The 6,609-nt window shown below is 36.1% G+C and carries 6 protein-coding genes; 1 reads left to right on the top strand and 5 read right to left on the bottom strand.

The window, feature by feature from the left end:
• Positions 1-458: 458 nt before the first annotated feature.
• From E0E16_RS03710 to aspS, 5 genes are all read right to left on the bottom strand, one after another.
• The gene (locus E0E16_RS03710; RefSeq protein ID WP_130828933.1) at positions 459-1,466 is read right to left on the bottom strand and encodes a hypothetical protein; all 1,008 of its coding nucleotides are present in this window, start codon (positions 1,464-1,466) and stop codon (positions 459-461) included.
• A 202-nt stretch (positions 1,467-1,668) separates the two neighbouring features.
• Entirely contained in the window at positions 1,669-2,736 is a 1,068-nt protein-coding gene (locus E0E16_RS03705) for a mannose-1-phosphate guanylyltransferase (protein ID WP_130828931.1), read from the bottom strand.
• A 211-nt stretch (positions 2,737-2,947) separates the two neighbouring features.
• Positions 2,948-3,286: a hypothetical protein gene (locus E0E16_RS03700; protein ID WP_130828929.1), complete on the bottom strand. Its 339-nt coding sequence runs from the start codon at positions 3,284-3,286 to the stop codon at positions 2,948-2,950.
• A gap of 64 nt (positions 3,287-3,350) precedes the next feature.
• A complete protein-coding gene (locus E0E16_RS03695; RefSeq protein WP_130828927.1) occupies positions 3,351-3,629 on the bottom strand; it encodes a winged helix-turn-helix domain-containing protein in 279 nt (92 codons plus the stop codon).
• 159 nt (positions 3,630-3,788) lie between these two features.
• Entirely contained in the window at positions 3,789-5,549 is a 1,761-nt protein-coding gene (gene aspS, locus E0E16_RS03690; RefSeq protein ID WP_130828924.1) for an aspartate--tRNA ligase, read from the bottom strand.
• A 195-nt stretch (positions 5,550-5,744) separates the two neighbouring features.
• On the opposite strand from aspS, the gene E0E16_RS03685 reads away from it, so the two are divergent.
• On the top strand, positions 5,745-6,134 hold the full coding sequence (locus E0E16_RS03685) for a DUF1573 domain-containing protein (RefSeq protein ID WP_130828922.1): 390 nt from the start codon (positions 5,745-5,747) through the stop codon (positions 6,132-6,134).
• Positions 6,135-6,609: the final 475 nt, after the last annotated feature.

Raw genomic sequence — 6,609 nt, 5'->3', positions numbered from 1 at the left:
GTATTGCTTAAGTTATCCGTCAATGCTCTTTGGGGGCTTCGCGCCCCCAGCCGCAAGGCAAACCTCCGCGGTGTTTTTCATAGTTATTGCACCCACAGAGATTTTGCACTTCTATTTGGAATTAGCACAGCATTGTTCCCAATTGTTGTAATTACTCTCATGCCTATGAAGTTCTCAAAAACTAAAATAAATGTGTTCCAAAAATCATTATCCGGAGGCGAGGAACACATGGAGAAAGCCAGTAGTATCCTAAATTATTTTTTAGAGAACTCACGAAATATCAAATAAACTATACGGACCTGATGTGTTTTCTCTAACCATATATAGTATATACCTCGGTTCAGTCGAAATTTAGTGGGGGAGGGAGGAGGGGGGATGCCATAATTCTTAAATCCGGAAAACCGGAAGGAACTGTTATTTTACGACACCAAGTCTAGTATGATTTATCAGCAAAAAGCTTAGTCTTCTACTGTCCACGTTACAGTATCTTCACCCATATCTTCATTTTCTTCCGCTATTTCCACAACAGAAGACTCCGGCTCTTTTACGTTCACCTTCACTTTTGTGTTCACATTACGTTTAAGATCAACTACCTTCTCTGCTTGTAGATTGGTTCCATCCTCTTTCTCCCATGTCAAAAGAAACTTAAATTCCCCATGGTAACCATCAATACTTGCTAAGTCAATTCTATTGAACGAATAAATGGATGAATGATCATATATAGGATCAGTTGGATTCAATGTTAAGGTGTTGTAAAGATAAGTGATATTTAGTTTACCCTCTGAGGGTGGTGTTATTATGAGATGCAAACCAAAGACTGCTCGCTTAGTCTGTAAAGCAACTTTTTGAGAACTCGATGGGTCAAAATTCTCCAACACACCATATGATTTGTACATACGAGGATATAAAACCGTTTTAGTCGTAGATATTCTTGTCCGTCCCTCTTGAATATTTGAGAGATTTATACTCGTTGATTTAATAAATTTATTTTCAGCTTTTGTGGGCAAATTATCTTTGCTCCCATGGAGGAATGGAGCGAAAAACTCTCCATCTTCATTATATACAGCATCTTCAGCATTTGTTACAACAAGACACTCAAAGCGATATACATTTCCCTTTGTGAGTACTATCTTCATCTGAGATGGATCGGTAAACAATCCATACGCATATTTGGCATATGACTTTACACCTGTTTTTTTCTCATATATATTAATAGCATAAAACTTTCCTTCCGCAGCATCTACACGCGTCATAGGCATATCTGACACATTTATAAATTCCTCATTCACATTGAATGAAACCATACACGTGTCGTGAGACTTAACGTCAGATTTATCAAAATCATTCAAAATCGCCTTTTCGCAGGATGACAACCCGATAAAACAGATTATCATAGTAGCCAACAAATAAATCTTTTTCATTTTATTATCGGATAAAGGTAGTAAGAGCGTTTTATTCATTTTCATAATATTTAATATATAAAATATGTTGATACAAAGGTACAAATAAAAAAGTAAAAAAAATAAATTTTTCATTCAAGTTTAACAATTATTTATTCTTGCATTCTAACACATCCTCTAAATTACTCAACTCTCAGATTTAGCTATTCATGATATATAATATAATCAATTTATCATAAGTCTCATTATCAATTTATATGACATATATTTAGACTTCACCTGAGAACTGCTTTATTCTTTGTTCTTCCGATAGCTTGCACACGAGAATAGAATCGCTCGTTGTAGCAATGATATAACTATCAAGACCTTGAATGACAACTTTCTTATTGTTGGTTGAATGAATGATACAATTTTTGCTATCAAAAACATTTATGTTGTCGCCTATAATTGCATTTCCATATAAATCGCGTTTTGTTTGCATCAGCAAAGAGCCCCAGGTTCCAAGATCGCTCCATCCAAAATCAGCCGGACATACAAATATTTCCTCTGCTTTTTCCATAATAGCGTAATCAACTGAGATACTCTCACATTCAGGGTATATTTTATTGATAGCTATTTGTTCATTTTGCGTTCCGAGATTATCATAAATCTGTTCGAAAATCCTTGCAATTCCCGGTTGATAAATTCTAAACGCGTTAATAATAGTTGATAAACTCCAAATAAATATTCCTGCATTCCAAAAAAATGATTTTTGTTGGATATATTTCTCTGCCGTTTCTAAATCGGGCTTCTCGCGGAACTGATCTACTCTAAATATTTCATTGTTTCTTGCCGATGGTATTGTAAGGTCAGCCTGTATATAGCCATATCCTGTTTCTGGTCTGTTTGGTTTCATTCCTAACGTTACAATAGCGTCGGTTTCAGATGTAAAGCCAAGACAATTTGAAATAACTCTTTTGAATTCTACAGTGTTTGTAACTATATGATCGCTTGGCGTGACTACAATATTAGCTTTCGAGTCTTCTTTCTTAATTCTCCAACTCACGTAAGCGATGCAAGGAGCAGTATTACGCCGACAAGGTTCTGTTAGAATATTTTTAATTGGAATTTCCGGTAATTGCTCATGAACAATCTCAGAATACTTTTCATTAGTTACTATCCAAACGTTTTCATTGTTGATGATACCGTCAAATCGTTCATAAGTTAATCTTAATAATGATTTCCCTACCCCAAGAACATCAATAAATTGTTTAGGACGTTCGATAGTACTCATTGGCCAAAATCTGCTACCAACACCTCCGGCCATTATTACCAAGTGATTATTTGAATGTTTCATGATTTTATGATTCTTATTTCGCAAATATACGAATAATATTCTAATTTTCAGTTGTTCATGGTATTTTTAATTACAAGTGATGGCAAAAAGTGAACATTATTTCGTCTTTCATCGACCGAGTGCGCCTCGCTACACTCACTTTTCAAGTCAAAATACTGCATGGGAAGCAAACGAAAATATTGTGGCTATTAATTTTGAATAGCTGCACTTGTTAAAACAGACATAAGCTGTTATCTGAACTTTCTCGCACCATAGCTTTTTGCTCTGCAACTTCTAATTTGTTCAGCAGTGATTGCTTTGCTAATTTAATCATAATATTTTGGGGATTTATTTTATAGCGTCCCCTTTTTATCCTTATAACTTCTGAATTTGGTATTAGGCTTGTTCTATACAAGTAAGATCTTACATATAGATGTACGTCATCGGGGCTGATTGGAAAAAAGAATGAATTGCAAGCATTAAAGACGTGACAAGAAATCTTACGCACAGGCAGACCATTTGCGCCGGCTTCAATTAAAACTCGTATAACTTCTTCTTTATACCTCTCCATATCAGAGTTATAGGAGTCAATACAATTAAAATAATTGCAGACTCCTATTTTTTAGCATCATTTGTTATGCTAAAGCAATTTTATTTGCTTCACCTTTAACCTTTCCTTCTTTTGAAAGCCATCCAATCCCGAGATAAACTTCTTCGGTCGAAATGTTAGCAGCTTTAGCAATCTCTGTTACTAAAAGCGGTTTATCCGCTGCAGCTAACGCATTGTACACATCTCCTGCCTTGAACCCTATATTCTCAGAACCCAAATCGATTACTCTAACAGGTTTCTTGGCAACAGTTTTTCTATTTGTTACCTTCTTTGGTGCTACTGTTGTTGTTTTCTTTTCTACCATATTCAACATCAATTAATTAAATTCAACTTTAATCGAAAAAAATCTATTGCAAATGTACTTTTATTTTCTTGATAAATCTAATTTCCTGCTGAAAAAAAAGAGAAAATGCTTCTTGTTTGCCACTGAACATTAATTTTATTGATTTATATCAATGATCTTTTATTCTTTAATGTCCAATTTTATATGCAATTCTTCTAATTGTTTATCGGCTAATTGTGAAGGAGCATCAAGCATTACATCTCTGCCACTATTATTCTTGGGAAATGCTATTACATCTCTGATTGAGTCGAGACCGGCCATGATACTGACATATCTGTCCAATCCGAATGCCAACCCGGCATGAGGTGGCGCACCATATTTAAATGCATTCATTAAAAAGCCAAACTGTTCTCTTGCTTGCAGTGGAGTAAATCCAAGTACCTCGAACATTTTTTCTTGAAGTTCCGTGTCATGAATACGAATGGAGCCTCCACCGACTTCAATCCCATTGCAAACGAAATCATACGCCATGGCTCTTACTTTTTCCGGATGTTCTTTCAAGAGTGGTAAATCTTCCGGGTTGGGCATCGTGAAAGGATGATGTGTTGCCATTAAACGTTGTTCTTCATCACTCCACTCGAATAGTGGGAAATCTACAACCCACAAACATTTAAATACGTTATTATCTCTCAGCCCGAGACGGTTTCCCATCTCTAATCGTAACGTACATAATTGCATGCGAGTCTTGTTGGGGTTATTTCCTGACAATATGAGCAATAGATCTCCGTCATTAGCATGGGATACCTGTTTTATTTTATTAAGCTGTTCGGGTGAGAAAAATTTGTCGATAGAACTCTTCACAGTACCATCCGAGTTAAATTTAATATAAACCAACCCTTTAGCACCAACTTGTGGTCGTTTGACGAAATCGGTAAGCTCGTTTAATTGTTTTCGGCTGTAATTTGCACATCCCGGAACCACAATTCCACCAATATATTCCGCATCATTAAACACCGAAAAATCGCTTATTCCTTTGAGAGAGTCCATTAATTCAATGAACTCCATACCAAAACGTAGGTCAGGTTTGTCAGAACCAAAACGTCTCATGGCTTCTTTCCATGTTATTTGCTCTAATTTTTCCGGTAACTCTACGCCTCGTATTTCCTTAAACAGGTGTCTTGCCATATCTTCGAATATTTCAATAACATCCTCTTGATTGGCAAATGACATCTCGCAGTCTATTTGTGTAAATTCAGGTTGTCTGTCAGCCCTTAAATCTTCATCTCTGAAGCATTTGGCAATTTGAAAATAGCGGTCGAAACCGGCAACCATAAGCAGTTGTTTAAGTGTTTGAGGGCTTTGAGGCAAGGCATAGAATTGTCCGGGATTCATGCGAGACGGAACGACAAAATCGCGTGCCCCCTCTGGCGTTGAGCCAATCAATATTGGCGTTTCAACTTCAATAAAATTTCTGTTATCCAAAAAGTTGCGGATGAGTATGGTCATTCTATGACGAAGTTCTAAATTCTTTCGTACAGATGGGCGGCGTAAATCCAAATAACGAAACTTCATTCTGAGGTCATCTCCCCCATCGGTGTTATCCTCGATGGTAAAAGGAGGGGTCAAAGACGGACTTAATACGTTTAGTTCTTTTACGATTATTTCAATGTCCCCGGTAGGTATTTTAGTATTCTTGCTTTGACGTTCATTCACAACGCCTTTGATTTGAATACAATACTCTCTACCGAGCTTATTAGATTCGTCGCAAAGCTCCTTATTTTCAGCTTCATTGAAAACCAATTGGGTAATGCCGTAGCGGTCGCGCAAATCTACAAAGGTCATACCTCCCATTTTTCGGGTACGTTGTACCCACCCTGCAAGCACGACTTCTTTGCCACTATCAGCCAATCTTAGCTCACCACATGTTTTTGTACGATACATTCTATATTCTTTTTGATTTTTCTATTGCAAAGGTACAACTTTCCTACGAAAAAAGAAACAAAGATTTCTCAAATCAAAGTTTTTGATATGTTAAAACCGGAAAATATCAACTTAATAAGTGTAAAAAAACAAATGTTCTCTAAACTTTCTAACTACTTTTGCATCATAATGACAATAAATTAAATATTCACAATTATGAAAAAGGTTTTATTATTCACTTTGTTAATTATGTTTGGTTTGTCATACTCGATGGCACAGAACCAAGCCAATATTAAATTTGACAAGGTAGTTCACAATTTTGGAACATTCTCAGAATCTAACCCGGTGCAAAAAGTAACGTTTACATTCACGAATATCGGAAAGGCTCCCTTGATCATTAATCAAGTTGTAGCAAGTTGTGGATGCACAGTTCCTCGGTATGATAAACGTCCTATAGCTCCCGGACAGAAAGGTTCAATAGATATAACTTATAATGGTACCGGTAAATTTCCGGGACATTTTAAGAAGAGCATTACTGTACGAACCAATGCCGCAACTGAAATGACTCGCCTCTATATTGAGGGAGTGATGGAAGCAAAAAAATAGTGTATTTTTAACATCTAATTTGGAGATAACCGCCAGATTTTAGGAGGGTATCTCCGAATTTTTTCTGAAAAGTTTAAAAATCTCCATTCAAGAACTTAGGTATTATCATGCAATGCGAGCAAGACAAAATACAAGTATATCTTCATTTAAAGAATTAGCTGAAATTCTCTATGTAGTGGAAATTATAGAAGTCTTATTGACAGCAAATCCTGACTTGCTCCCCAGCAGAGCCCCATTATGCTTCAGACTGCATAGCAAAGGTATATAAACTCTTTGAATATTCTGAATAAAGCCAGCCTGCAATTTGAGCTATTGAACACCTAATACAAAAAAACAGCCTGCAAAATGAGCTATACGCCAAATTATTGAAGTCTTATTGACCTTATTATAACGTGAGTTCGATGAATTATAAGTGTCTATAAATTTGGTGATTAGCGAAAATTGTTGTAACTTTAAGGTATTGATATACAAACAA

The sequence above is a fragment of the Prevotella rectalis genome (assembly GCF_900607215.1).
GTDB classification, from domain to species: Bacteria; Bacteroidota; Bacteroidia; order Bacteroidales; family Bacteroidaceae; genus Prevotella; species Prevotella brunnea.
The sequence above is the reverse complement of the archived record's forward strand: the minus strand, read 5'-3'. Positions and strand labels throughout refer to the sequence as shown.

Bases quoted from the DNA above. Each gene is read 5' to 3' on its own strand.
- E0E16_RS03710 (WP_130828933.1), bottom strand. From the start codon at position 1,466: ATGAAAATGAATAAAACGCTCTTACTACCTTTATCCGATAATAAAATG.
- E0E16_RS03705 (WP_130828931.1), bottom strand. From the start codon at position 2,736: ATGAAACATTCAAATAATCACTTGGTAATAATGGCCGGAGGTGTTGGT.
- E0E16_RS03700 (WP_130828929.1), bottom strand. From the start codon at position 3,286: ATGGAGAGGTATAAAGAAGAAGTTATACGAGTTTTAATTGAAGCCGGC.
- E0E16_RS03695 (WP_130828927.1), bottom strand. From the start codon at position 3,629: ATGGTAGAAAAGAAAACAACAACAGTAGCACCAAAGAAGGTAACAAAT.
- aspS (WP_130828924.1), bottom strand. From the start codon at position 5,549: ATGTATCGTACAAAAACATGTGGTGAGCTAAGATTGGCTGATAGTGGC.
- E0E16_RS03685 (WP_130828922.1), top strand. From the start codon at position 5,745: ATGAAAAAGGTTTTATTATTCACTTTGTTAATTATGTTTGGTTTGTCA.